Annotated in this window: 25 protein-coding genes; 19 read left to right on the top strand and 6 right to left on the bottom strand. The window is 41.4% G+C overall.

Going from position 1 to position 21,774, the window contains the following annotated elements; genetic code table 11:
- The first annotated feature begins 63 nt into the window (after nt 1-63).
- Genes CWB85_RS03095 through CWB85_RS03065 form a run of 7 tightly spaced genes read left to right on the top strand, consistent with a single transcriptional unit; the run spans nt 64 to nt 5,434 of the window.
- A complete protein-coding gene (locus tag CWB85_RS03095) occupies nt 64-1,200 on the top strand; it encodes a protein-glutamate methylesterase/protein-glutamine glutaminase (protein ID WP_016708032.1) in 1,137 nt (378 codons plus the stop codon).
- Nucleotides 1,193-1,957 (top strand): flagellar motor protein, encoded by a 765-nt coding sequence (locus CWB85_RS03090; RefSeq protein WP_138554066.1) that lies wholly within the window; start codon nt 1,193-1,195, stop codon nt 1,955-1,957. The genes CWB85_RS03095 and CWB85_RS03090 overlap by 8 nt, the downstream gene beginning before the upstream one ends.
- Nucleotides 1,957-2,919, top strand: a complete 963-nt coding sequence (locus CWB85_RS03085; RefSeq protein ID WP_016708030.1) for a flagellar motor protein MotB — start codon at nt 1,957-1,959, stop codon at nt 2,917-2,919. Before CWB85_RS03090 ends, CWB85_RS03085 begins: the two co-directional genes overlap by 1 nt.
- Nucleotides 2,920-2,927: 8 nt before the next feature.
- Nucleotides 2,928-3,698: a ParA family protein gene (locus CWB85_RS03080; protein WP_016708029.1), complete on the top strand. Its 771-nt coding sequence runs from the start codon at nt 2,928-2,930 to the stop codon at nt 3,696-3,698.
- 3 nt (nt 3,699-3,701) lie between these two features.
- Entirely contained in the window at nt 3,702-4,496 is a 795-nt protein-coding gene (locus CWB85_RS03075) for a chemotaxis protein CheW (protein WP_016708028.1), read from the top strand.
- Between the two features lie 19 nt (nt 4,497-4,515).
- Nucleotides 4,516-5,013 carry a chemotaxis protein CheW gene (locus CWB85_RS03070; protein WP_016708027.1) on the top strand — a complete coding sequence of 166 codons (498 nt, stop codon included), beginning with the start codon at nt 4,516-4,518 and terminating at the stop codon, nt 5,011-5,013.
- Between the two features lie 16 nt (nt 5,014-5,029).
- Nucleotides 5,030-5,434: a DUF2802 domain-containing protein gene (locus CWB85_RS03065; protein ID WP_138554065.1), complete on the top strand. Its 405-nt coding sequence runs from the start codon at nt 5,030-5,032 to the stop codon at nt 5,432-5,434.
- A gap of 31 nt (nt 5,435-5,465) precedes the next feature.
- Here the strand turns inward: CWB85_RS03065 and CWB85_RS03060 are convergent, their stop codons facing one another.
- Together CWB85_RS03060 and fliK are read right to left on the bottom strand one after the other, a co-directional pair.
- The gene (locus CWB85_RS03060) at nt 5,466-5,774 is read right to left on the bottom strand and encodes an EscU/YscU/HrcU family type III secretion system export apparatus switch protein (RefSeq protein WP_138554064.1); all 309 of its coding nucleotides are present in this window, start codon (nt 5,772-5,774) and stop codon (nt 5,466-5,468) included.
- 3 nt (nt 5,775-5,777) lie between these two features.
- Entirely contained in the window at nt 5,778-8,543 is a 2,766-nt protein-coding gene (gene fliK, locus CWB85_RS03055; protein WP_249314770.1) for a flagellar hook-length control protein FliK, read from the bottom strand.
- A 103-nt stretch (nt 8,544-8,646) separates the two neighbouring features.
- Here fliK and ccmA point away from each other — a divergent pair, with 103 nt between their 5' ends.
- The 10 genes from ccmA to CWB85_RS03005 are packed head-to-tail and all read left to right on the top strand — an operon-like array spanning nt 8,647 to nt 16,418.
- Complete coding sequence (gene ccmA, locus CWB85_RS03050) at nt 8,647-9,267, top strand: cytochrome c biogenesis heme-transporting ATPase CcmA (RefSeq protein WP_138554063.1); 621 nt, start codon at nt 8,647-8,649, stop codon at nt 9,265-9,267.
- Nucleotides 9,267-9,953 carry a heme exporter protein CcmB gene (gene ccmB, locus CWB85_RS03045; RefSeq protein ID WP_016708022.1) on the top strand — a complete coding sequence of 229 codons (687 nt, stop codon included), beginning with the start codon at nt 9,267-9,269 and terminating at the stop codon, nt 9,951-9,953. The genes ccmA and ccmB overlap by 1 nt, the downstream gene beginning before the upstream one ends.
- A 1-nt stretch (nt 9,954) precedes the next feature.
- The gene (locus CWB85_RS03040; RefSeq protein ID WP_016708021.1) at nt 9,955-10,692 is read left to right on the top strand and encodes a heme ABC transporter permease; all 738 of its coding nucleotides are present in this window, start codon (nt 9,955-9,957) and stop codon (nt 10,690-10,692) included.
- 2 nt (nt 10,693-10,694) lie between these two features.
- The gene (gene ccmD / locus CWB85_RS03035) at nt 10,695-10,898 is read left to right on the top strand and encodes a heme exporter protein CcmD (protein ID WP_016708020.1); all 204 of its coding nucleotides are present in this window, start codon (nt 10,695-10,697) and stop codon (nt 10,896-10,898) included.
- On the top strand, nt 10,895-11,374 hold the full coding sequence (gene ccmE, locus CWB85_RS03030; protein ID WP_016708019.1) for a cytochrome c maturation protein CcmE: 480 nt from the start codon (nt 10,895-10,897) through the stop codon (nt 11,372-11,374). Before ccmD ends, ccmE begins: the two co-directional genes overlap by 4 nt.
- A gap of 1 nt (nt 11,375) precedes the next feature.
- Nucleotides 11,376-13,343: a heme lyase CcmF/NrfE family subunit gene (locus CWB85_RS03025; protein WP_138554062.1), complete on the top strand. Its 1,968-nt coding sequence runs from the start codon at nt 11,376-11,378 to the stop codon at nt 13,341-13,343.
- Nucleotides 13,340-13,912, top strand: coding sequence for a DsbE family thiol:disulfide interchange protein (locus CWB85_RS03020; RefSeq protein WP_016708016.1), 573 nt, complete (start codon nt 13,340-13,342; stop codon nt 13,910-13,912). The genes CWB85_RS03025 and CWB85_RS03020 overlap by 4 nt, the downstream gene beginning before the upstream one ends.
- The gene (locus tag CWB85_RS03015) at nt 13,909-14,370 is read left to right on the top strand and encodes a cytochrome c-type biogenesis protein (protein WP_016708015.1); all 462 of its coding nucleotides are present in this window, start codon (nt 13,909-13,911) and stop codon (nt 14,368-14,370) included. Before CWB85_RS03020 ends, CWB85_RS03015 begins: the two co-directional genes overlap by 4 nt.
- A complete protein-coding gene (gene ccmI, locus CWB85_RS03010; RefSeq protein WP_138554061.1) occupies nt 14,371-15,675 on the top strand; it encodes a c-type cytochrome biogenesis protein CcmI in 1,305 nt (434 codons plus the stop codon).
- An 11-nt stretch (nt 15,676-15,686) separates the two neighbouring features.
- The gene (locus CWB85_RS03005; RefSeq protein ID WP_016708013.1) at nt 15,687-16,418 is read left to right on the top strand and encodes an MlaA family lipoprotein; all 732 of its coding nucleotides are present in this window, start codon (nt 15,687-15,689) and stop codon (nt 16,416-16,418) included.
- Nucleotides 16,419-16,491: 73 nt separating this feature from the next.
- Here the strand turns inward: CWB85_RS03005 and CWB85_RS03000 are convergent, their stop codons facing one another.
- The gene (locus CWB85_RS03000) at nt 16,492-17,718 is read right to left on the bottom strand and encodes an EAL and HDOD domain-containing protein (RefSeq protein ID WP_138554060.1); all 1,227 of its coding nucleotides are present in this window, start codon (nt 17,716-17,718) and stop codon (nt 16,492-16,494) included.
- Nucleotides 17,719-18,105: 387 nt separating this feature from the next.
- On the opposite strand from CWB85_RS03000, the gene putP reads away from it, so the two are divergent.
- Nucleotides 18,106-19,620, top strand: a complete 1,515-nt coding sequence (gene putP, locus CWB85_RS02995; RefSeq protein WP_029216087.1) for a sodium/proline symporter PutP — start codon at nt 18,106-18,108, stop codon at nt 19,618-19,620.
- 102 nt (nt 19,621-19,722) lie between these two features.
- On the opposite strand, the gene CWB85_RS02990 is transcribed toward putP, so the two are convergent.
- Entirely contained in the window at nt 19,723-20,046 is a 324-nt protein-coding gene (locus CWB85_RS02990) for a YebG family protein (RefSeq protein ID WP_016708010.1), read from the bottom strand.
- A 263-nt stretch (nt 20,047-20,309) separates the two neighbouring features.
- Here CWB85_RS02990 and CWB85_RS02985 point away from each other — a divergent pair, with 263 nt between their 5' ends.
- On the top strand, nt 20,310-20,606 hold the full coding sequence (locus tag CWB85_RS02985) for a ComEA family DNA-binding protein (RefSeq protein WP_016708008.1): 297 nt from the start codon (nt 20,310-20,312) through the stop codon (nt 20,604-20,606).
- A 42-nt stretch (nt 20,607-20,648) separates the two neighbouring features.
- Here CWB85_RS02985 and CWB85_RS02980 read toward each other — a convergent pair whose 3' ends face one another.
- Together CWB85_RS02980 and dsbB are read right to left on the bottom strand one after the other, a co-directional pair.
- Nucleotides 20,649-20,951, bottom strand: coding sequence for a DUF6170 family protein (locus CWB85_RS02980; protein ID WP_171038981.1), 303 nt, complete (start codon nt 20,949-20,951; stop codon nt 20,649-20,651).
- Nucleotides 20,951-21,463 carry a disulfide bond formation protein DsbB gene (gene dsbB, locus CWB85_RS02975; protein ID WP_016708006.1) on the bottom strand — a complete coding sequence of 171 codons (513 nt, stop codon included), beginning with the start codon at nt 21,461-21,463 and terminating at the stop codon, nt 20,951-20,953. The genes CWB85_RS02980 and dsbB overlap by 1 nt, the downstream gene beginning before the upstream one ends.
- Nucleotides 21,464-21,774 lie beyond the last annotated feature (311 nt).

The raw sequence follows: 21,774 nt of genomic DNA, 5'->3' as shown, positions 1-21,774 counted from the left end.
ATTCTTATCTTAACGTGAGAGCTAATTTAGCTCTCACAGATAAAATTTAACAAGAGTATGCCGATGGCAGTTAAAGTTTTAGTTGTTGATGATTCAAGTTTTTTTCGCCGTCGAGTGAGCGAAATACTCGAGCAAGATAAGGATATTGAAGTTATTGGTTTTGCGGTAAATGGCCGAGAAGCTGTGGATAAAGCAAACCAATTACGACCTGATGTAATCACCATGGATGTTGAAATGCCGGTGCTTGATGGGATTAGTGCTGTAAAACAGATCATGGCGGCTAACCCAACACCAATCCTGATGTTTTCTTCACTTACTCGTGATGGTGCAACGGCCACTTTAGATGCGCTTGATGCGGGGGCGTTGGATTTCTTACCGAAAAAGTTTGAAGATATTGCCCGTAATAATGAAGACGCAATTAAGCTATTACAAAATAAAGTAAAAGAAATCGGCCGCCGTCGATTATCACGTTTTAGTCGGCCAGTATCATCAACGCCAGCAGTGCCACCTTCAGGCGCTACGACTTCCCTGCGCTCTACAATTACTCAGCCGGATAGAAGTTTCAACCGAAATACAGCACCAAGTGCTGGTGCTACCGCCTCTATTCGCGCTTCAGGGAAGAAATATCAAGTTGTCGCTATTGGTACCTCTACTGGTGGTCCTGTTGCACTGCAAACCATTTTGACCCAATTACCTGCTAACTTTCCACATCCTATTTTATTGATCCAGCATATGCCTGCAGCCTTTACCCCTGCATTTGCTGCTCGTTTAAATAGCTTGTGTAAAATACACGTAAAAGAAGCTCAGCAGGGGGATAGATTAATGCCAGGTACGGCTTATTTGGCACCAGGCGGTCAACAAATGTTGATTGAAGGGCGAGGGGGGAACCGGACGCTAAGAGTATTTGAAGATGATAGTGCGCGGATCACATATAAACCCAGTGTTGACGTTACCTTTGCCAGTACAGCGAAAGCGTTTCAAGGTGATGTACTGGCTGTTGTTCTGACAGGAATGGGAGCCGATGGCCGTGATGGAGCGAGGATGCTGAAACAAGCGGGTGCCACTATCTGGGCACAAGATGAAAAAACCAGTGTGGTTTATGGTATGCCGCAAGCGGTTACAAGTGCGGGGCTATCATCAGCAAGTATTGCACTGAGCGATGTTGCTACTCGATTAGTTCGTGAGATTGGTTGTGGATAAGCTGTCATTTTTAGGCCTATTAGTTGCCCTTTGTGCTATTGGCCTTGGCTACTCATTGGAAGGCGGGGTTGTTAGTGCGTTGTTTAATGGTCCAGCGCTCATCATTGTGCTCGGTGGGACACTCGGGGCTGTGATGTTACAAACACCAGCCAGTACCTTTAGTAAAGTACTCAAGATCAGCCATTGGGTGTTCTTTCCACCACGTCATGATATCGATGGGGCTATTGAGCAAGTGAAAGGTTGGTCTCATAAAGCGCGTCAAGAAGGTTATTTGGCTTTAGAAGAGATTGCATTAACGCACCCTGATACATATGTTGCCAAAGGACTCAGTTTGTTGATTGATGGTAATAGTGAACAAAAACTTAGAGACACGCTAGAAATTGATTTATTACTGGAGCGTGAACGTCTACTTGAGGCCAGCCGTGTCTATGAAGCGCTAGGCGGTTATAGCCCAACTATTGGTATTTTAGGGGCCGTACTTGGGCTTATTCAGGCAATGTCGTTTATCACAGATCCTGAGAAATTAGGCGCGGGCGTGGCAACGGCATTTATAGCAACTATTTATGGTGTTGGCTTGGCAAATTTATTATTTTTGCCTATGGCTAACAAACTACAGCAACAGATTGAACAGAAAATGCTGTACCACGAGCTGCTCGCAGAGGGAATTATCGCTATGAGTCAAGGCGATAGTCCAGCTAATATTGAGCTTAAACTTGAAGCGTATCGTGTTGAGCGACCGACTCAGTTGCAACCATAATGATACGCCGCCGCCTTCGCCATTCGTCAAATAAAAACCAACATACTGAGCGTTGGCTGGTTTCCTATGCTGATTACATGACCATAATGTTTGCATTTTTTGTGGTGATGTATGCCATTGCTATCAATAAAGAAGAAAGCTTCCAAATTCTATCTGACTCGCTAGAGCAAGTGTTTGATAAATCAGCTCGCCAGCATTCCCAAGAAGGTCAAGGCGTAACTGGAACAGGCTTATTAACTGATAGGGTTAGCCCCGAAAAAGAGCTACTGTATGGGGAAAGTATCCAAAAGCAAGAAGTAGGTCCAGAGTTGCTCGATGGTCAAAGCGATACGAGTAATATAAAGCAAAAGCATTTAGGTAAACCATTGGATAGTTTACTGACTAAACTGCAATCAGCGTTAATTGATGAAATACGTGATGGCGAAGCCAGTTTAGAATTACACCAAGATTGGTTGATTATTGAATTGAGCTCAGGAATGCTGTTTTCAAGTGGTAGTGCTGTGGCACACTTACGTGCAAAACAAGTGATCAAACTCGTGAAAGATATTATAGCCCCAGTTGATAATTATATACGGGTGCGTGGTTATACTGATAACGAAACGATTCGAAATGAAATGTTTCGGTCTAATTGGGAGCTGTCAGTCGCTCGAGCAACGTCTATGCTAGTAGAGCTTGAGAGCTTAGGAATTAATCCGGCTCGAATGGCTATTGAAGGCTATGGACAATATTCACCTTTTGCTGACAATGATACCGAGCAAGGCCGAGCGGAAAATCGTAAGGTGGTGGTGGCCTTATCTAAGTACGGTTTGCCACCGGAGCCTGAAGCCACTGAGGAGCAGAAGAGGCAACAATTAGCGCCAGAGCCACAACCAATTGAGTTGCCAAGTGACGATAACAGCATTAAAGTGATCCAACTCCCACATGGCGGTATTCGAATTACAACGCGCAATGAAAAACAATAAGGTGTGATGTGAAAATTTGGACAGTAGCGAATCAAAAAGGCGGAGTAGGTAAAACCACGACGGCTGTTAGTTTAGCTGGCATATTAGCGCTGCAAGGAAAGCGAGTATTACTGATAGATACTGATCCACATGCATCGTTAACGTATTACTTTGGCATTGATTCTGAAGATTTAGAAGTCAGTGTCTATGATATCTTTGCCCGGGGTAACACCATGGCCAGTGAAGAGATTTTACAAGCACTGTGCCCATCAAATATTGATAATTTAGATATTTTGCCTGCTACTATGGCAATTGCCACCTTAGATCGTAGTATGGGAAATAAAACAGGGATGGGGCTGATTTTAAAAAAAGCATTAACTAAAATCAGTGAGCATTACGATTATGCGATATTAGATTGTCCGCCTGTGTTGGGCGTTTTAATGGTAAACGCTTTGGCGGCCAGTGAACGGATCTTAGTGCCGGTGCAAACGGAGTTTTTGGCACTAAAAGGGCTTGATAGAATGATGCGGACCATGGAGTTAATGCAAAGCTCGCAATCAAAGCAGTATCAATATACCATTATCCCTACAATGTATGATAAACGCACCAATGCATCTCTTGAGGCATATAAAACGTTACAGCAGAGCTACCAAGACAAGGTGTGGCCAGGGGTCATACCGGTCGATACAAAGTTTCGTGATGCAAGTTTAGCTCAGCAAGTGCCAGTTCAATATTGCCCACGCTCCAGAGGTGTTTATGCTTATCGCGCATTACTCGACTATTTAATTGAACAAGGTTAATGAATGAGTAAGCAGTTATTTGCTAATGAAAAAGTAATGACCCAGTACTTGGGGGCTTTATTGTGCGAAGAAGAATCTACGGACTTAGAGCCGGTTGCAAAATTACTCGAACAAGTATCACCAACAAATAGTAGCACTGACATGCCAGCGAAGGCATCGCAGCAAACGATTGTGCAACCCAGCGCATTGAACGAACCTGCAACAGATGTTCAACAAGAAATAACCGAACAAACTCCTCCCTCCCTTGAGAAACCACAGATCCAAGCTAATATCAATGATATAGCTAAAGAGCGTTCATCACTTGATGGCGTTGCGGCGAAAACGCCAGTTCAACGTCAAGAAGATTACTTTGATGGTGAATTCCAAGCGTTATTTTTTGAAGTTGCGGGATTGACCCTTGCCGTCCCCTTGAAGGCACTTGGTGGCATTCATCAGTTAGGGGAAGTGAATCAATTGTTCGGTAAACCTAAATGGTTTAAAGGGGTTATGCTAAATCGTGATGAAAACCTTAATGTTGTTGATACCGCTCGTTGGGTTATGCCAGAAAAGTATACCCAAGAGTTAGAAGACAAATTAAACTACCAATACTTAATTACTTTAGGTGATAGCCAGTGGGGATTATTGGCGGAAAAGCTAGTTAATAACATCACACTGCGTAGTGAAGATGTGAAATGGCGAGCTAAAAGTGGCAAGCGGCCTTGGCTTGCAGGTGTAATTAAAGAAAAAATGTGTGCCTTAATTGATGTACAAAGTTTAAATCAATTATTAGAGCAAGGTTTAGATAGCCGCGAGCAGTAACGATTATCGGAGTACTAACATGAGTGAACAAAGATTATTATCAAGCAGTAAAAATACCGATGGCAATGATAAAGTGTTGCAGTGGGTCACTTTTAAATTGGAATCAGAAACCTATGGCGTGAATGTAATGCAGGTACAAGAGATTTTGCGTTACACTGAAATTGCGCCAGTACCTGGCGCGCCAAGCTATGTACTGGGGATCATAAACTTACGTGGCAACGTTGTTACTGTAATTGATACCCGCGCACGGTTCGGTTTAATGTCAGCAGAAACGACTGATAATTCACGTGTTTTGATCATTGAAGCTGAAGAGCAGGTCATTGGTATTCTTGCTGATAGTGTGGCAGAAGTCGTTTATTTACGTAGTTCAGAAATTGACAGTGCACCGAATATTGGCACAGAAGAAAGTGCTAAGTTTATTCAAGGTGTGAGTAACCGTGATGGCGAATTATTGATTTTAGTTGATTTAAACAAATTGCTAAATGATGAAGAGTGGGACGAGCTGAGCGGCTTATAGCGCTTACGGAAAAACTATGTTGTTATACTCGTTGCTAGGCGCCTCATTATTACTTGTTTTAGCATGTTTGGGGCTAATTTTTATTAATAACAATAAACAGGTTGCGGCGTTAAAAAGTAGAACACTGCAACTACAAGAAGCACAACAACAGCTAAGTATTTTACGCAGTGAAGTTGCTGAAATGCGCACCGGTATGCTCAGTATTGGCAAACGGTTAGTTGCTGTAGAAGAGCGTAATCAGGAATTAGCGCAATTACAAGACGCGCAAAAATATGATGATCCTGATGCTAAAATTTACTCGCGAGCAGTAAAAATGGTTGAATTAGGGGCAGATATCGAAGAAATCATTCGTGAATGCGAGCTGCCACGTGCCGAAGCTGAATTACTAATGTCGTTACACCATCAAAAAGGCGCGAGATAGCGCTTTTTTGTTACCGCTGACTTAAAGCTATTTACGCCTTAATATTTAACTTGCCCTGAAAGTCTTGCCAGCCCGGTGGAAATTTCCCTCGTAGCACATACGAAAAAGCAATTAACTCGGCAATTACATAGTACAGCTCTTTGGGGATCTCCTCACCAAGCTCTAAATGCGATAATGTTTTTGCTAAGGCCTCATCCTTATGGATCAAAATGCCTTTTTCTTCAGCCGCCTTGATAATTTCTTCCGCAAGTTCACCAAAGCCTTTACTGGTAACCGTTGGTGCGCGGCCTGCTTCGTAGAGTAAGCCAATTGCAGATTTATGCTGAGAATTGTCACTCATAGTCTAAACCTTAATATTAATGATGGCATGGGATTGGTAAAAAGCTTGGTGTTGTGGTGCGCCTTGACTAAGTGTCATTTCGCCTACTTGCAAGCCGTGAGCGGTTAGTTTATGACGCAGGCTCTCAAGGTGAGGGTGGGCCAAAGCGGTGACATCTTGACTTGACGCGAGTAATTGGCAGTCGAGTGCTTTATCCATTAACTCTGCGGTGATCTGCAACTGACCAAGCTCAGCATAGTCAAAATTAAGCCGCACAAACCAAACATTTTTTCCTTCGAGTTTTTCTTTACTGGGTTTTTTATATTGCCCTAACGATATTTCAGTTTGTGCCGCTTCAGGCGGCAAGCGCATAGGTAGTAAGAATTGTACCAGCGGGTTTGTATCTGGTTGCTGATTGATTGGCGTACTATTTACTTGGCTGATTGCCGTTTTTATTTGGCTCAGCTCTGCGGCTAATGCTTGCGACTGTGGTTGTAATAATTGCTCTTGCAGTTTTTGCGAATTAGTTGCTTTAAAGTTTGGTACTAATACCTGAAGTAGCGCATCTAAAGAACTTTGACTATTAAAGTGTAAGGCACTGATATGTGCCAAACTCGGCGCAGCTAAAATACCCACTGTTAACTGTTCAAGCGCTTGGCTAAAACTATTTTGCAGCGCACTAGCGCTTAAGCTTTCAGGGCGCAACACGCTGAGTATTTCTCGTTGAATAGTAAGCGGTTGCAACGATTGACTATCAATCATGCGGCTAAAAGCCTGATTAACAAGCCGGTTTAAATCAATATTTTCGCTGACTTTACTCGTCGCAAACTTATCAATTTGTGCAGCAATATGCTGTTTATCGTTATGTGTAGCTACTTTAAAGTTTGGCAGTGGTTTTTCTATGGGCATCCTTAAAAGTGGGGCAAGCAATTTTGCCTCAAGAGGCAAGCTGATTTGGCTCGCTGGTAGAAAATCGGTTATAGGAGCTTTAACCGCCCCCATAGTTAGGGGAGGCGCCGTTATGCTAAGAGGAAGGACACCTGTCACTTTTTGCGTTTTGCTCTCTAAATCCGCTATTTTTGGCGCAGGGATGTGCTGGTGCTCTGCAAGCGGTATGCGAGTTTTAGGTGCTGTTTGACTGGCGCTCTGCTCAGCGCTAGGTTTACTTGTTTTATAAAACTCAGACTGTGGTGACTGCAATAAGGCTGCTGCTTGTTTACTTAGCGTTTGGGTTGTTTGCTCTTTGGTCATTGGCGAAGTAACGAAAGGCATAGTTTTATCTATATTAGTCTGTATAGAGCTGGTTGGTTGAGTGTATTTGCTATTGGCTGAGGGTTTCGCCATGGGGGGTTGCGTTGTAATTGTTTGCTTTTCTGTATTTGGTTGTGTTGCTGCTTGGGCTACTTTTTTGTCAATCTGGCTTGGTTGCATAGGTGAAAAAGCAAGTGTGTCTTTAATAGGTGAATTTGTGTGTACTTTGCCATCAGTTAGACTTAAAGCGGGCTGGACAGGAGTTGTAATACTCGCTAACCCTGCCTTTAGTTGCTGAAATAGCTGTACTAAAGGCGGTGACTGATGAAAATGTTTCGGCAGTGCCGTGCCTTGACTGATATCGGCTACGAGTGGTTGAACCTGGCGAGCTGCCATGGCAGAAAGGTTTATTTGGGTAAGTGATTTAGGTAATAAGCTAGGCGCCATTTTGGTAGTTAAAGGCTGTTCAAGTGGCGGCTGAGGTGTTGCTGTTGCATTTTGTTTGTGGGTTGTACTTAGATGGTTAAATGGTTTGCTTTCAAAATAGCGAACCGCATCTGTAACCCGGGTTTTTAAATCGGCAAAACTATGCTTTAACCAAGAGCTGATCGGACTATTATTTGCCAGCGATGGGCTGATAATTGTTGCGTGTGTCTGTGTGCTTAAAGGCGCCAACTGTTGGCTTTTTTGCAGCAAAGAATTAAACGTCGTCGCTAATGAGTTTTTTAATTGCAAGGCTACTTTTGGCTGTTGGGTTTTTATAATTAATTGTTCATTAAGTGCTGTAAGTTGAACTTTTTGTGCCATTACATCAGGTTGGTTTTGCCCAAGGGGAAGATTACTTTGCAGTGCCTTCGTTGCGAGCTTAATATTGCCATTATAGTTATTAAAACTAAGTGCTGCGGTGTTCTTATTTAATGTGAGTTGCCCGTGTGGGACTAATTTACTCAACCAAGCTACAAGTTTTGCTTGGCTTATAGGTTGTTGATGCAGTGTATCTGCAAAACGATTAACCACACTTAAAGTAAAATTGCTCTGATTTGCGGTAATAATGGCTTTTAGCCCTTGTTCATTGTGAAGTAGTTGCGCGACTTCTTTATTAATAGGTACACTGGCTTGTAATTGAGTTAATACTAGTTTTGCAACGGGCTGTAGCGTGATCTGTAATGGCAAAGGTTTATTATCAACCTGCTCACCAGTGTTTATAAAGTTTAAAAGACTTTGTAATTGGTTAGTCTGACGCAGGCTAATTTCAACTTGTTTTGGGGTAATGGAGAGTTGTTTTCCATCTTGGCTGAGCTGAATATCGGCACTGGCAATTTTAGGAAGGTTGCTTTGCGATTCAGTGGTGGCTAAGCGGAGGGTTTGCCAATGCTTGTCCAGGTACACCTCCATTTGTACTGAGCCTTTAGTAAACACAATATTTTTAGCACTGAGCGTTTGATCGCTCAGGTCGGGTATTTGCTGTGCTGTAGCATTGTGTGACGAATGGCTGACAGAAAGCGAATTTGCTAATGTTATCTGTGTAGGTTTATTCATTATTTTAAATCAAGTTTTTCACTAATCGGTGCAAAGCATTATTCGTATTACCCTATCATTATGCTAGACTAACGCCTAATTTTGGGTATAGAGAATCATCATCTTGTTACACATTAAGTCCGTCACCTGCATCAAGCAAGACCGTTGTTTATTTGCGGATCTTAATTTCCGTTTGAAATCAGGTCAAATTATGCAATTGGCAGGCCCAAATGGGGCTGGTAAAACATCATTATTGCGTATAATCGCGGGTTTCTCTATGCCCGATGAAGGACAAGTGATTTGGCAAGGTGAATCTATTGCAAAAAATTATGATGAGTTTGCCCGTGAGTTATTGTTTATAGGTCATAAAACTGGCGTGAATGGTCAGCTGAGTGCGATTGAAAATGTACGGTTTTGGTTACAAATACAAGGTTATAACACAAAGCAAGACCTCTACTCGCTATTGGCTAAAATAGGCTTAGTAGGGCTTGAAGATGTACCGGTTCGTACTTTATCTGCGGGGCAGCAACGCCGTGTTGCGCTGATCAGGTTATGGCTTAATAATGCCAAGTTATGGGTGCTTGATGAACCTTTTACAGCGTTAGATAAAGCAGGTATTGCATTCTTACAGCAGCGTTTTTTATCCCATTTAGCGCAAGGTGGAGCAATTTTATTAACCACCCATCAAGACTTAACAACACACTTTAATGAGTTACAAACAGTAACTTTGGAGTACCGACACTGATGTTACGTCAGCATTCATATTGGCAGCTGTTTAGTGCTGTATGCAAAAAAGATTTACAGTTGGCATTTCGTCAGCGCGCTGAAATAGTAAACCCTCTCCTTTTTTTCTTAATTGTGATTACCTTATTTCCGTTAGCAATTGGCCCTGAGCCCGGTCTACTCGCGCGTATGGCTCCTGGGATTATTTGGGTTGCCGCTTTGCTATCTACAATGCTGGGCCTGGATAAGTTATTTCGTGAAGATTTTAATGATGGCAGTTTAGAGCAACTGATCGCCTCATCGTACCCGTTATCCTTGACTGTGCTTGGCAAAGTTGTCGCTCACTGGATCATCACGGGTGTGCCTTTGGTGCTAATGACGCCGTTATTTGCTTTGTTATTAAATTTAGATAATCAAGCATTGCTAGCAACGGTGCTTACCTTGTTGTTAGGTACGCCATTACTGAGTTTTATCGGCGCCATAGGCGCAGGGCTTACCGTGGGGTTACAAAAAGGCGGAATTTTGATGAGTCTGCTTGTGTTACCTTTGTATATCCCAGTATTAATTTTTGCAACGTCGGCTATTGATACCAGTACTATGTCACTGGATTATAGCGGGCAGCTTGCCATCCTTGGTGCGATGCTCGTTATTGCCGTAATTAGCGCACCAATCGCCATATCGTCAGCATTGAAAGTGAGTGTAAGTTAATATGTGGAAGTGGTTACATCCCTACGCTAAAGCAGAGCGTGCATATCAATTATGTAATACGTTACTGCCTTATTTTGCCGTGATAACGGTAGTCTGCATGCTTGTTGGTTGGGTCTGGGGGTTAGCCTATGCGCCTGCCGACTATCAGCAAAAAGACAGTTATCGCATTATCTTTATTCATGTTCCTTCAGCTATTTTATCGATGGGGGCTTATTCATCAATGGCCATTGCGGCAGTGATCGCCTTGGTATGGCAACTTCGTAATGCCGAGTTAGCAGTAATAGCCATTGCACCTGTCGGTGCATGTGTGACAGCAATAGCACTTATAACTGGTGCTGCATGGGGTAAACCTATGTGGGGCGCATGGTGGGTTTGGGATGCTCGGCTTACTTCAGAGCTTATTCTATTGTTTTTATACTTAGGTGTGTTGTCTCTTTATCATGCCTTTGAAGATAAAAAAGCAGCGGGTCGAGCTGCATCTATTTTGGCGATTGTTGGGGTTATAAACCTGCCAATTATCCATTTTTCGGTTGAGTGGTGGAACACCCTGCATCAAGGTGCCACGATTACTAAGTTTGACACGAAAGCCATTGATTCCAGTATGTTTTGGCCATTAATGGTAAATATAGTCGCCTTTGCTGGCTTTGTTGGCACGGTGACATTGATGCGTCTTAAAAATGAAATTTTACAACGTGAGAAGCACCGCCCTTGGGTGCGTCAGTTGTTAAATAGGGGCTAATTATGCAGTTTGATTCTTTTTCTGATTTTATTGCCATGGGCGGTTACGGCTTTTATGTATGGCTTTCTTTTGGTACATGTGCATTGATTTTATTGGGTATTTTATTAAGTTCTTTAAACGATACTAGGCGAATTATGGCTTCTGTGCAGCAACAAGCTGAACGTGAAGCACGTATTCAGCAGGCTAAACAGGAGCAACAGGTATGAACCCAAGACGCAAAAAACGTTTGTTAGCTGTAACAGCGATTGTATTTGGTGTTGGCGCTGTGATTGGTTTGGTGCTGTACGCGTTACAAGAGAATATCAATTTATTTTATACCCCGAGTGAATTAGTCGAGGGTAAAGGCCCAAATAAAGAAAAACCCCATATTGGTCAAAAATTACGTATTGGTGGCATGGTAGTACCGGGCTCTGTGATAAGAGATGAAACCAGTTTACAAGTGAGCTTTAAGTTAATTGATACAGGCCCTTTGGTGACCATTAAATACCAAGGTATTTTGCCTGACTTATTTCGTGAGGGACAAGGGATTGTAGCTCAAGGTGTGTTGGTTGAACCTAATGTAATAGAAGCGTTTGAGGTTTTGGCTAAGCATGATGAAGAATACATGCCAGCCGAAGTTGCTGAAGCGGTGAAAGGGATCAAACATGAAAAACCTAAATACAACTTAGAAAGTGGCAATTAAGATGATCCCAGAAATCGGTTATTTTTCCCTTACACTGGCCATGGTGCTTAGTGTTTTATTATGTATTTTTCCGTTATGGGGTGCCCATACTGGTAATTTACGGTTAATGCGGGCTGCGCCTTCATTAGCTGTTGGGCAATTTGTATTTGTATTAATTTCGTTTGCGGCGCTAATTTATGCAAGTTTAACGGATGACTTTACTGTTGCGTATGTCGCATATCATTCAAGCAGTACCCTGCCTTGGTACTATAAAATCACTTCAACGTGGGGCGGCCATGAAGGCGCTATTTTGTTGTGGTTAGTGATGCAAGCAGGTTGGACTGCGGTGGTTGCACTGCGCTCTACTTCATTGCCTTGGATTTTACGTGCTCGTGTTCTCGGCGTACTGGGTTTTTTAGGGGTTGGCTTTATGCTTTATACCCTCTGGATGTCGAACCCATTTGAGCTATTGTTGCCATATTACCCTGTGGAAGGGCGTGATCTTAATCCGTTATTGCAAGATCCGGGTATGATCATTCACCCGCCATTGTTATATATGGGCTATGTTGGGTTATCTGTTTCATTTTCATTCGCTATTGCCGCGCTATTAACCGGTAAGCTTGATAATACTTGGGCAAAGTGGTCACGTCCGTGGACTATGACCGCATGGGGCTTTTTAACGTTAGGTATTACAATTGGTAGCTGGTGGGCTTATGCCGAGCTTGGCTGGGGCGGTTGGTGGTTCTGGGATCCAGTTGAAAACGCATCACTTATGCCGTGGTTAGTCGCGACCGCGTTGTTACATTCACTGTCAGTGACTGAAAAACGAGGTGTGTTTAAATCTTGGACCGTACTATTGGCCATTGCTGCATTTTCACTGAGCTTATTGGGCACTTTTATTGTTCGTTCAGGCATTATTGTATCTGTACATGCTTTTGCCACCGATCCTGACCGCGGCTTGTTTATTTTGGCCTTTTTAGCAATTGTTGTGGGTGGTGCACTTACTTTATATGCCTTTAGAGTTGCGCAAGTACGCAGTGAAGGACGTTACAAATTAGTGTCACGAGAAGTATCACTGTGGCTAAATAATATCTTCTTAGTGGTAGCAACCTTTATTGTGCTACTGGGGACTTTACTGCCTATGGTGCATAAAGAGCTCGGGCTTGGTAGTATTTCTATCGGTGAACCATTCTTTAATAAAATGTTTGCGATTTTACTCGTTCCTTTCGCCATTTTAATGGGCATAGGGCCCTTGTTACGTTGGAAGCAAAATAAGTGGGCTTTTTTACAAAATAAATTACTTATTGCGGCGCTTATGAGCATTGTAATTACCGCTGCTTGGTTGTTTTCAAGTTATGCAGTTGTAGCCCCGCTTACATTATTAGCAACCACACTTGCGGTCTGGATTGTTATTACTACAGGCGTTGATCTATATACAAAAGCAAGTGTACAAACTAGTTTCAGTCAAGGCTTGAGACGCTTAGGGTTGAGCTATTGGGCCATGGTATTAGGGCATGTAGGTATCGCTTTTGTTATTGCAGGCGTTACCTTAACTTCTGCGTACTCTGTTGAGCGCGATGTCTCAATGAAGCCGGGTGAAATAGTGCAATTAAACCAGTATCAATATCGCTTTGAAGGCGTTAATACAATTCGCGGGGCAAACTACAGTGGCCATGCCGGAGAAGTTAGCGTGCTGAAAAATGATAAGTTAGTCACCATATTGCATGCTGAAAAGCGTCGTTATGATATTGGTATGCAGTTTATGACTGAGGCTGCGATAGATGCCGGCTTTACCCGTGACTTATACCTTGCGCTGGGTGAACAGCTAAGTAACGGCGGTTGGTCATTACGTATCTATCATAAACCGTTCGTGCGCTGGATGTGGATTGGTGGTGTGTTAATTTCATTGGCAGGTTTTATGATTTTAGGTGATAGACGCTACCGCACGAGTAAAAAGAAGTCTGATCAATCAAAGGAGCAGTTAGTATGAATCGTAAATTATTAGCGCTGCTACCTTTGTTGGCATTTGTTTTAGTTTGTGTGTTTTTATTTCAGGGGTTGTTTTCTAACCCACGCGAAATTCAAACGGGGCGTTTAGGTCAGCCAATGCCCGCTTTTGATTTACCTGATCTAATGCAGGATTCAAAGCGTTGGCAAGATAGCCAATTAAAAGGTGAAGTATATTTGCTTAACGTATGGGGTACTTGGTGCCCAACCTGTTTAGCTGAATTAGATTATTTAACTCAACTGCGTGAGCAGGGCGTTAAAATTATCGGGCTTTACTATGTACAAAGCTATGATGCTGACTTTGATGGTGAATTTGATATATCAGCACTACGCGAAGAAGTAACATCGATGTTAAGTCGTGCCGGTGATCCGTATCAATTTAACATGCTTGATTTACACCGTACGCTCGCACTTGATTTAGGTGTCTCTGGTGCACCGGAGACTTTTTTAGTGGATAGTAAAGGCACTATTTTATTACATCATACTGGCGATATTAACCCGCGAGTTTGGCGCGCTAAATTTGCGCCTCTGATGCAGGAGTTACAGCCATGAAATATATTTTAGTTGTTTCAATGTTATTTATCAGCGGGATGGTTATGGCTGAGCAAGATCGTTACCAGTTCGATAACAACGAACAAGCACAACGTTTTGCAGAGTTGACCAAAGAATTACGTTGCCCTAAGTGTCAAAATCAAAATATTGCCGACTCAGACGCCGTGGTTGCCAAAGATCTTCGCGAAAAAGTGTTAGCTTTAGTGAAAGAAGGTAAATCCAAAGACGATGTAATTGAATATATGATTGACCGCTATGGTTATTTTGTTCATTACGATCCTCCTGTAACACCAGCGACTCTAGTGTTATGGGTATTACCTGTTTTGATTGTGGTATTTGGTTTTAGCTCCATTATTTTTCGTCAGCGAAAGGCCGCAGTTAAACAAACTTGGAGTGAACAAGATGAGGCATTATTAGCCAAGCTTATCGCTCAAAATGAACGTCAGGAGCAGATTTAAATGATACTAATGTGGGTTGCTTTTGCATTATTAACCTTATTAGCTGTGGCGTTTGTCGCTCTGCCTTTTTTAAGTAAAGAGCGGGTACAAAGCCTTACTTATAATGCTAACTCTGAGCTTATTGCTATTTATCATCAGCGTCTTGGTGAGTTAGCTGGTGAGTTAGCAAACCAACGTATTGATCAAGTTAATCATGATGAATCAGTGGTTGAAGTTAAACGCCGTTTACTTAATGAGTTATCGCCTGAAAAATCATTGATGAGTAAAGGTAATAATCGTATTTTTGCATTCACAGGAAGTGCGTTTCTAGTGGTCTTTACGGCTATTTTCTATACCGCAACGGGATCGCAGCAGCAATTACAAAATTGGCACACTGCCATGGATAATTTACCTGCTTATGGTGAGCGAGCCGTAATGCAGCAAGGTGAGCCACTAACACAAAATGAATTACAGGCATTTGCTTTAGGGTTGCGAACTAAGCTCGCGCAAAACGGTGATGATCAAGTTGCGTGGATGCTGTTAGGTCGGGTTGCTATGTCATTAAACGAATTAGACATGGCCCAGCAGTCATTTGATAAAGTGTTGCGTATGGATCCGGATAATATGTCTGTGCTAATCAGTTATAGCCAAGTGCTTTTACTGGACGGTAGTGAAGCGAATATGACGCGCGCAGCAGGAATGCTCTCTAAAGTGTTAAAAGCTGATCCAACTAATCTAGATGCAATTTCCTTATTAGCGTTAATTGCTTATGAGCGTCATGATTGGCTTCAGGCAAAAGCGGCTTTTGAAGTACTGTTAAATAGCATGGATGAGCAAGACTCGCGTTATAGCATGATTGCTCAGCGCGTTACTGAAATTGAACAGAAGATAGCAGCTGAAAATAGTGAACAAAACGCTCAACTTACACCGGTAGCACAACCTCACGCGCAAGGGGAGAAAGATAATGCAAATGCTGCAACGAGCGCTATTAACATCACGATTGAACTTGATCCGCAATTAGTTGATAAGCAACCGGAGCAAGGGACCTTGTTCGTATTTGCTAAAGCGGCGAGTGGCCCAGCTATGCCTTTGGCGGTCGTAAAGTTAACAGATTACCGTTTTCCAATTACAGTACAGTTAAGTGATAGCAATGCCATGGTAGCGGGTTTAACCCTCTCAAGTGTTGAGGAAATAACCTTAACAGCTCGTATTTCGAAAGATGCTTCGGTGATGCCTTCAACGGGTGAGTTAGAAGGGCGTTCAGCTGTATTAAAGCGCAGCCAGACCAAGGCCTATGATTTACTTATCAATGAATTAATACCTTAAAAGGATCAAAGATGTTAAGACAGAGTTTAGTTTTATTGGGGTTCCTTGTGCTTGGTGGATGCGCACAAGTCCCTGATGAAAAAATAGATGAACGAGACCCGTTACAATCATTTAACCGTCCAATGTATGACTTTAATATGGATGTACTAGATGCATATGTGTTGCGTCCTGTCGCTGTTGGTTATGTCGCTGTAACACCGACACCGGTGCGCCGTAGTGTTGTTAATTTTACAGATAATATTAGTGCGCCAACGGATGTTATTAATGCCACCTTGCAAGGTAAGCCCGCGAATGCAGGAATTAGTGTTGCGCGATTCTTAGTTAATTCAACCGTGGGTATTTTTGGCTTGTTTGATGTCGCTACCTCACTGGGTTTAACAATTGTTGACGAAGACTTTGGACAAACACTAGGTGTATGGGGAATTGGTGATGGTGCTTACCTTATGCTGCCTGGCATGGGCCCTTCAACAGCACGTAACTTAACCGGTGATGTGGTTGATAACTTTGTGCTACCCGAGATTGCCTTAACAACCCCGCAAACCATACTTGTATTTGCACTAAAAGCTGTTGAAGCACGTGCATCTTTAATTCCGCAAGAAAGTTTACTAAATGAGTCACTCGATCCGTATATTTTTATGAAGGATATTTACTTCCAGCGTCAGCTATACGAATTACATGACGGGAACCCACCGATCGAAGAAGAGCCTAAAGATTTCGATGAAGACTTTTTAGAAAGCCTTTAATCTGAAAGTGATAACTAAAAATGCCAGCTTCAAGCTGGCATTTTATATTCTGTTTTGGGGTAGCTACTATGGGCTAACTATTACCCAGTATTTTCATTTGTTCATTCGCCCAGCTAACAGCATCGTGGTAAGCATCCGGTACTTTTTCAGCGGCTAAGCCTAACTCAGCTTGAATTGCATTTGCACCTTGCCAATTAGCTTGCTCATACTGTTTCACTAACCGTAAATACTGGGCCAATAAGCCTTCATCATTTAATAATGCTAACTTGATGTCATTTGATAATGGCAGCTTTTTCATTACGCTTGCCATGTCCTCATCTAAGATTGCATCCATTAATGACATCATCCCGGTGAGAAAAGCCATTCCTGTGTCTTTCAGTTTATTATGGTTTATTGCTAATAGCTCAGTAAAACGTGCCCTCGTTAGGGAAAGCCGTATTAATTCTGCTGGCTTATCACCCGCGACTTGGGCGGCAAATAATAATGATAAGAACTTTTTGATCTCTTGTGCACCTAATACGATAAGTGCCTGTTTTATAGTGCTGATCTCCGCTCTGCGTGTAAATGCTGCCGAATTACTATAACGTAATAATTTATAAGACAGATTGACATCTCGCTCAAATACTTCGGTAACTTTCTTTAAATTTATCTCAACAACAGACGTCTCATAAAGTAGCTCTGCTAACGCGATTTCAGATGGTGGTAGGGTTTTACTTTGCACCATTTCTGGTTTGGAAAAGAAAAAACCTTGAAAGTAAGTAAAGCCAAGGTCTAACGCTAATTGGTACTTTTCATAGGTTTCAACCTTTTCAGCTAATAACTTTATATGCGGATAGGGTTTAATTTCTTCGATGATGGTATTAATAGTAGCCAATTCGCAACTTAGAAAATCTATTTTAATAATATCTATATAAGGGTAAAAATGACGCCACACAGGTTGATGAATATAGTCATCCAATGCCAATGTGTAGCCTTTTTCTTTTAATTCTTTAACTATTGCGAGCAAACGCTTACCGGGTTGAATTGTTTCAAGTATTTCTACAACAATTTGGTCTTTACCCAGTAGGGTTGGGTAGCCTTTTTGTAATGTCTCAAGAGTAAAATTGATATACGCAGGTTTATTATCGGTGAGATCTTCCAAACCAAAATTAAATTGACTCCCTTCAATTAGCCTCGTTGTTGCCTCATCGCCATCTATATCAGGGAATACATTATCAACGCCGTCACGAAAGAGTAACTCATAACCTACAAGTTCTTTGTTTCGGTCTAAAATTGGTTGGCGTGCAGCATAAAAATACATAAACAATGGATCCACATCAGTTAAACGAGTACTTGGGCAATATAAGGTAAAACCGCATAAATAGCATTAATTATCTTCACAATATAAATACTAAAGTATTGATTATTTAAGTAATCATTGATCTAATCCTAGGGTAATTAAGCATTAATTACCATATTCAATAGTTAAATTATTGTTCAACTCGTAAAAACAGCTTTACCAGCTACAGTTGTATGATGAGCGCAGCAATTGGAGTTATTCACCCTTGGCATGATATAGTAAATTTCTAGGATGGTTTTTACACCAATAATGACTTTATATTACATTGGCTTTAAAAAATTGTGAGTCATTATTAGGATTGAAAGCCAGATTTTAACTTCAGAGTTGGAGGCAAATTTGGAAACTGGAATGATTATTTCTTTAGCTGCGTATTTTATCGTAATGCTAGGTATTGGCTTATATGCATATAAGCAGTCGACTGCCGATGTATCTGGTTATATGCTGGGCGGACGAAATTTATCTCCAAGCGTAGCTGCGCTGTCAGCCGGTGCATCGGACATGAGTGGTTGGTTACTTATGGGATTACCCGGTGCGATGTATCTATTTGGTTTGAGTAAAGTATGGATTGCTATAGGGTTAGTACTCGGCGCTTGGGCTAATTACTTTTTAGTCGCCCCTCGATTACGTGTTTATACTGAAAAAGCAAATGACTCAATTACGATACCGGATTACTTCGCAAATCGTTTTGTAGATAATAAAAATATTCTTCGTGTTATTTCTGCAATCATAATCATTTTATTCTTTACTTTATACACCTCATCAGGCGTAGTTGCTGGCGGTAAATTATTTGAAAATTCGTTTGGCATGAGTTATGAAATGGGCTTGTATGTAACCACTGGTGTTGTGGTTGTTTATACGCTATTTGGCGGCTTTTTAGCTGTAAGCCTGACGGACTTTGTGCAAGGGTGTATTATGTTTTTATCCTTGTTAATCGTGCCTTTAGTAACTTATAGCATGTTAGACAACTCAGTCGTTGATACGCTTTCTACAGCAACCTATGATCTATTGCTTAGTAATCCGAAACCAAGTGAACAAGTACCATTGGATATGCTTAACTGGTTTGCTGGTGGTTCAGTTATCGCCATAATTTCAGCCCTAGCATGGGGTTTAGGTTATTTTGGGCAACCGCATATTATTGTACGTTTTATGTCTGTACGTTCAGTGAAAGATATGCCAACGATGCGTCGAATTGGTATGTCGTGGATGACGCTTTCGGCTATTGGTGCAGTGTTAACAGGATTGTTTGGTGCAGCTTATATGATTGAAAATCAAATGCTGATTGACGACAAAGAAACCATCTTTTTAGTATTATCAGAATTAGTATTTCATCCGTTAATTGCTGGTTTTTTACTTGCAGCTATTTTAGCTGCGATCATGAGTACTATCTCCTCTCAGCTATTAGTATGTTCAAGCTCACTGACTGAAGATTTCTATAAAATCTACTTAAACCGCAGTGCATCACAAACAGAATTAGTTCTAGTGGGCCGAATTAGTGTGTTGTTAGTGGCCGTATTCGCTATTTATTTGGCCTATGATCGCGATAGTTCGATTTTAGACTTAGTGAGTAATGCCTGGGCAGGTTTTGGCGCTGCATTTGGCCCATTAGTATTGCTTAGCCTTTATTGGAAAAGAATGAACCTTCAGGGTGCAATAAGTGGTATGGTAGTGGGTGCTGCTACTGTTTTGGTTTGGATTTATGCGCCTATAACCATTAACGGTCAGTCACTAAGCAGTATAATTTATGAAATTATTCCTGGCTTTATTTTATCAAGTATCGCAATTATAGTGGTTAGCTTATCAACACCACCTCCTAGTAAAGCGATCACACAATTATTTGATGAAGTTGAGGGCTCGTTGAGTTAACAACTACAACAGGTATAACAAAAAAAGGAGCTTAGATAAGCTCCTTTTTTTATCAATCAGGTGTGTACTACTTATCCCAATCGACTTAAATATTTAACCATTTTAGCTGGCAGCCTTATCCGTGTTTGCTTTTAAGTCAGATACATTCTCAGCTGCTTTCTTTGTTTTAGCCGGGGCTGCTTTAGCGGGGGCTATATCTTTTGCGCCTTTGAGAACATTGATAAAATCGTCTTTACTCTTAGCAATCTCTAGAGCAAGCGATTCAATTTGTTGTTCACTTAAAGGGACATCTACTTTTTCTAGCATTACTTCAAGTGACTCTGCTATATCAAGCATCTTGTCATATGCATCTGCTTCTTTTTTAGTAGTAAACGTCATACGCTCGACTCCGTTTCTTTCTACAACATATTTAACAACAACAGCCATGATTTCTCCTGCCAATTTGCTTGGTGAATAATACCTTCACCTTGATTGATTACTGTTTTTATGTACAGTAATGGTTTGTTGGTCTTTTTGCAAGGAGACATTTTTATTTTTTTACTTTGGGTACATTGACAAATGGGTACAACTTTACTTTATTTAAATAGTCGCACTTTTTCAGTATGACTTTATTTGGATGTAGTCCAAAAGTGAGGGCGCTTTTATCAACTATTAACTGAGTCCACGTATGGATATCATGGAGGAAAAGCATGAAGTTTTTAACTTTAATAGTCGTTGTATTCGGTCTTGCTATTTCATTACCTAGTAATGCAGCTGTGAGTAAAGTAGAGGCAACCGAAAGTGCAGGAAAAACACAGCTAATCAATGTTAATCAAGCAACCGTTGAGCAACTTAGTCAGCTACCGGGTATAGGTAAATCTAAAGCACAAGCGATTGTTGACTACCGTACTAAGCAAGGTAAATTTAAATCAGTTGCTGATTTGGCACAGGTGAAAGGAATTGGCGATAAACTCGTCGCTAAATTAGAAGGGAAAGTTAAGTTTTAAGCAGTTAAATATTAATTAGTTAAACATTAAGAACAGGGCGAACTATTCGCCCTGTGTAAACTCTTTAATCGTGTGCTGTAAATGACCTTTAGCAAATTGGATCTCTAAAGGGGTAGTTAGTAAAGGGTAAGCTACACCGGTTAGTAGTAATGCTGGTAACAGCAACCAACCTTCAATATACGCTAATGATAAAAATACAGGGGTTAATAAAAGTAACTTTAAAATACGCAAACTGATTTTTTGCATCGGCGTTAAGTGACTTAAAGCTAAGGCAATAATTTGCTGACGTTGGCGTATTTTAAATGGTTTTAATGGCGTCACTTGGCTTGAAAAAAATGTCATCATCACAGTGACTTTTTAATGATTAAGCGGCTTGCGACAACGCTTATTAGTACCAATGTAAATGCACCAAAAATCACTTCCATCCAAGCAGGCATACTCAAACCTGCAAACTGCCAATCAATATTGCCACAGTCCCCGGTAGCTGCAAAAAACTGAGGGATCCATTCATGCAGTGGGATTGGGAAATTTGGCTCAAACTCACAGCTAAATGCAAAAGGGTCGGTTGTGGTTTGCATCTCGATATGTTGGCGAGCAATCAGATAACCCCAAATACTGGCAACGGCCCAGCTTAATAAAGCGCTAACACGGATTATCATGTTAGTAGGCTTTATTGCGCCAATAATGCCTGCAAAGAGTAGGCCTAACATTGCGGTTCGTTGATAGATACACATAATGCATGGCTCTAAGCCCATTTGGTACTGAAAAAATAAAGCAACCACTTCAAATGTAAATGCTGTTACTGCTAATAAAACCCAAGGTGTGCGTTGTTGCGCTAAATTTGCTAACCAATTCATAGTATTTCCAAATATTAATATATCAATGAGATTATGACTTAGTCATTAAACTAGGCGCAAGGGTAAATATGCTTTGTGACTATAAAAGCATATTTATGGCGACTGTTTAATTACGTTTATGTAAATAAGTTTCAGTTATTTGCTTGATGGAGTGTTTGTTTCTGCACGTGAGGGGGAGAGTAATTATAAAAATACTGGCAGACATATATTGCGCAGTGGCCATTAATGATTTAATGAAGTGACTTTACTTGTTAGTTTTGCTTCATCTGGTACAATCAGTCAGTTAATCGTTTTTAAGTGAAGTAGTGTGA

This window comes from Pseudoalteromonas sp. S1727 (genome assembly GCF_005886375.1).
In the GTDB taxonomy this organism is placed as follows: domain Bacteria; phylum Pseudomonadota; class Gammaproteobacteria; order Enterobacterales; family Alteromonadaceae; genus Pseudoalteromonas; species Pseudoalteromonas haloplanktis.
Note: the sequence above shows the minus strand (reverse complement) of the source record. Positions and strands in the feature narration are given on the sequence as shown.

Excerpts from the sequence above, each read along its gene's own strand:
- CWB85_RS03075 (WP_016708028.1), top strand. The coding sequence starts at position 3,702 with ATGAGTAAGCAGTTATTTGCTAATGAAAAAGTAATGACCCAGTACTTG.
- CWB85_RS03065 (WP_138554065.1), top strand. The coding sequence starts at position 5,030 with ATGTTGTTATACTCGTTGCTAGGCGCCTCATTATTACTTGTTTTAGCA.
- CWB85_RS03040 (WP_016708021.1), top strand. The coding sequence starts at position 9,955 with ATGTGGAAGTGGTTACATCCCTACGCTAAAGCAGAGCGTGCATATCAA.
- CWB85_RS03000 (WP_138554060.1), bottom strand. The coding sequence starts at position 17,718 with ATGTATTTTTATGCTGCACGCCAACCAATTTTAGACCGAAACAAAGAA.
- fliK (WP_249314770.1), bottom strand. The coding sequence starts at position 8,543 with ATGAATAAACCTACACAGATAACATTAGCAAATTCGCTTTCTGTCAGC.
- CWB85_RS02980 (WP_171038981.1), bottom strand. The coding sequence starts at position 20,951 with ATGATGACATTTTTTTCAAGCCAAGTGACGCCATTAAAACCATTTAAA.
- dsbB (WP_016708006.1), bottom strand. The coding sequence starts at position 21,463 with ATGAATTGGTTAGCAAATTTAGCGCAACAACGCACACCTTGGGTTTTA.
- CWB85_RS03025 (WP_138554062.1), top strand. The coding sequence starts at position 11,376 with ATGATCCCAGAAATCGGTTATTTTTCCCTTACACTGGCCATGGTGCTT.
- CWB85_RS03005 (WP_016708013.1), top strand. The coding sequence starts at position 15,687 with ATGTTAAGACAGAGTTTAGTTTTATTGGGGTTCCTTGTGCTTGGTGGA.
- putP (WP_029216087.1), top strand. The coding sequence starts at position 18,106 with ATGATTATTTCTTTAGCTGCGTATTTTATCGTAATGCTAGGTATTGGC.
- CWB85_RS03095 (WP_016708032.1), top strand. The coding sequence starts at position 64 with ATGGCAGTTAAAGTTTTAGTTGTTGATGATTCAAGTTTTTTTCGCCGT.
- ccmE (WP_016708019.1), top strand. The coding sequence starts at position 10,895 with ATGAACCCAAGACGCAAAAAACGTTTGTTAGCTGTAACAGCGATTGTA.
- ccmI (WP_138554061.1), top strand. The coding sequence starts at position 14,371 with ATGATACTAATGTGGGTTGCTTTTGCATTATTAACCTTATTAGCTGTG.
- CWB85_RS02985 (WP_016708008.1), top strand. The coding sequence starts at position 20,310 with ATGAAGTTTTTAACTTTAATAGTCGTTGTATTCGGTCTTGCTATTTCA.
- CWB85_RS03020 (WP_016708016.1), top strand. The coding sequence starts at position 13,340 with ATGAATCGTAAATTATTAGCGCTGCTACCTTTGTTGGCATTTGTTTTA.
- CWB85_RS02990 (WP_016708010.1), bottom strand. The coding sequence starts at position 20,046 with ATGGCTGTTGTTGTTAAATATGTTGTAGAAAGAAACGGAGTCGAGCGT.
- CWB85_RS03085 (WP_016708030.1), top strand. The coding sequence starts at position 1,957 with ATGATACGCCGCCGCCTTCGCCATTCGTCAAATAAAAACCAACATACT.
- CWB85_RS03070 (WP_016708027.1), top strand. The coding sequence starts at position 4,516 with ATGAGTGAACAAAGATTATTATCAAGCAGTAAAAATACCGATGGCAAT.
- ccmD (WP_016708020.1), top strand. The coding sequence starts at position 10,695 with ATGCAGTTTGATTCTTTTTCTGATTTTATTGCCATGGGCGGTTACGGC.
- CWB85_RS03015 (WP_016708015.1), top strand. The coding sequence starts at position 13,909 with ATGAAATATATTTTAGTTGTTTCAATGTTATTTATCAGCGGGATGGTT.
- CWB85_RS03060 (WP_138554064.1), bottom strand. The coding sequence starts at position 5,774 with ATGAGTGACAATTCTCAGCATAAATCTGCAATTGGCTTACTCTACGAA.
- ccmB (WP_016708022.1), top strand. The coding sequence starts at position 9,267 with ATGTTACGTCAGCATTCATATTGGCAGCTGTTTAGTGCTGTATGCAAA.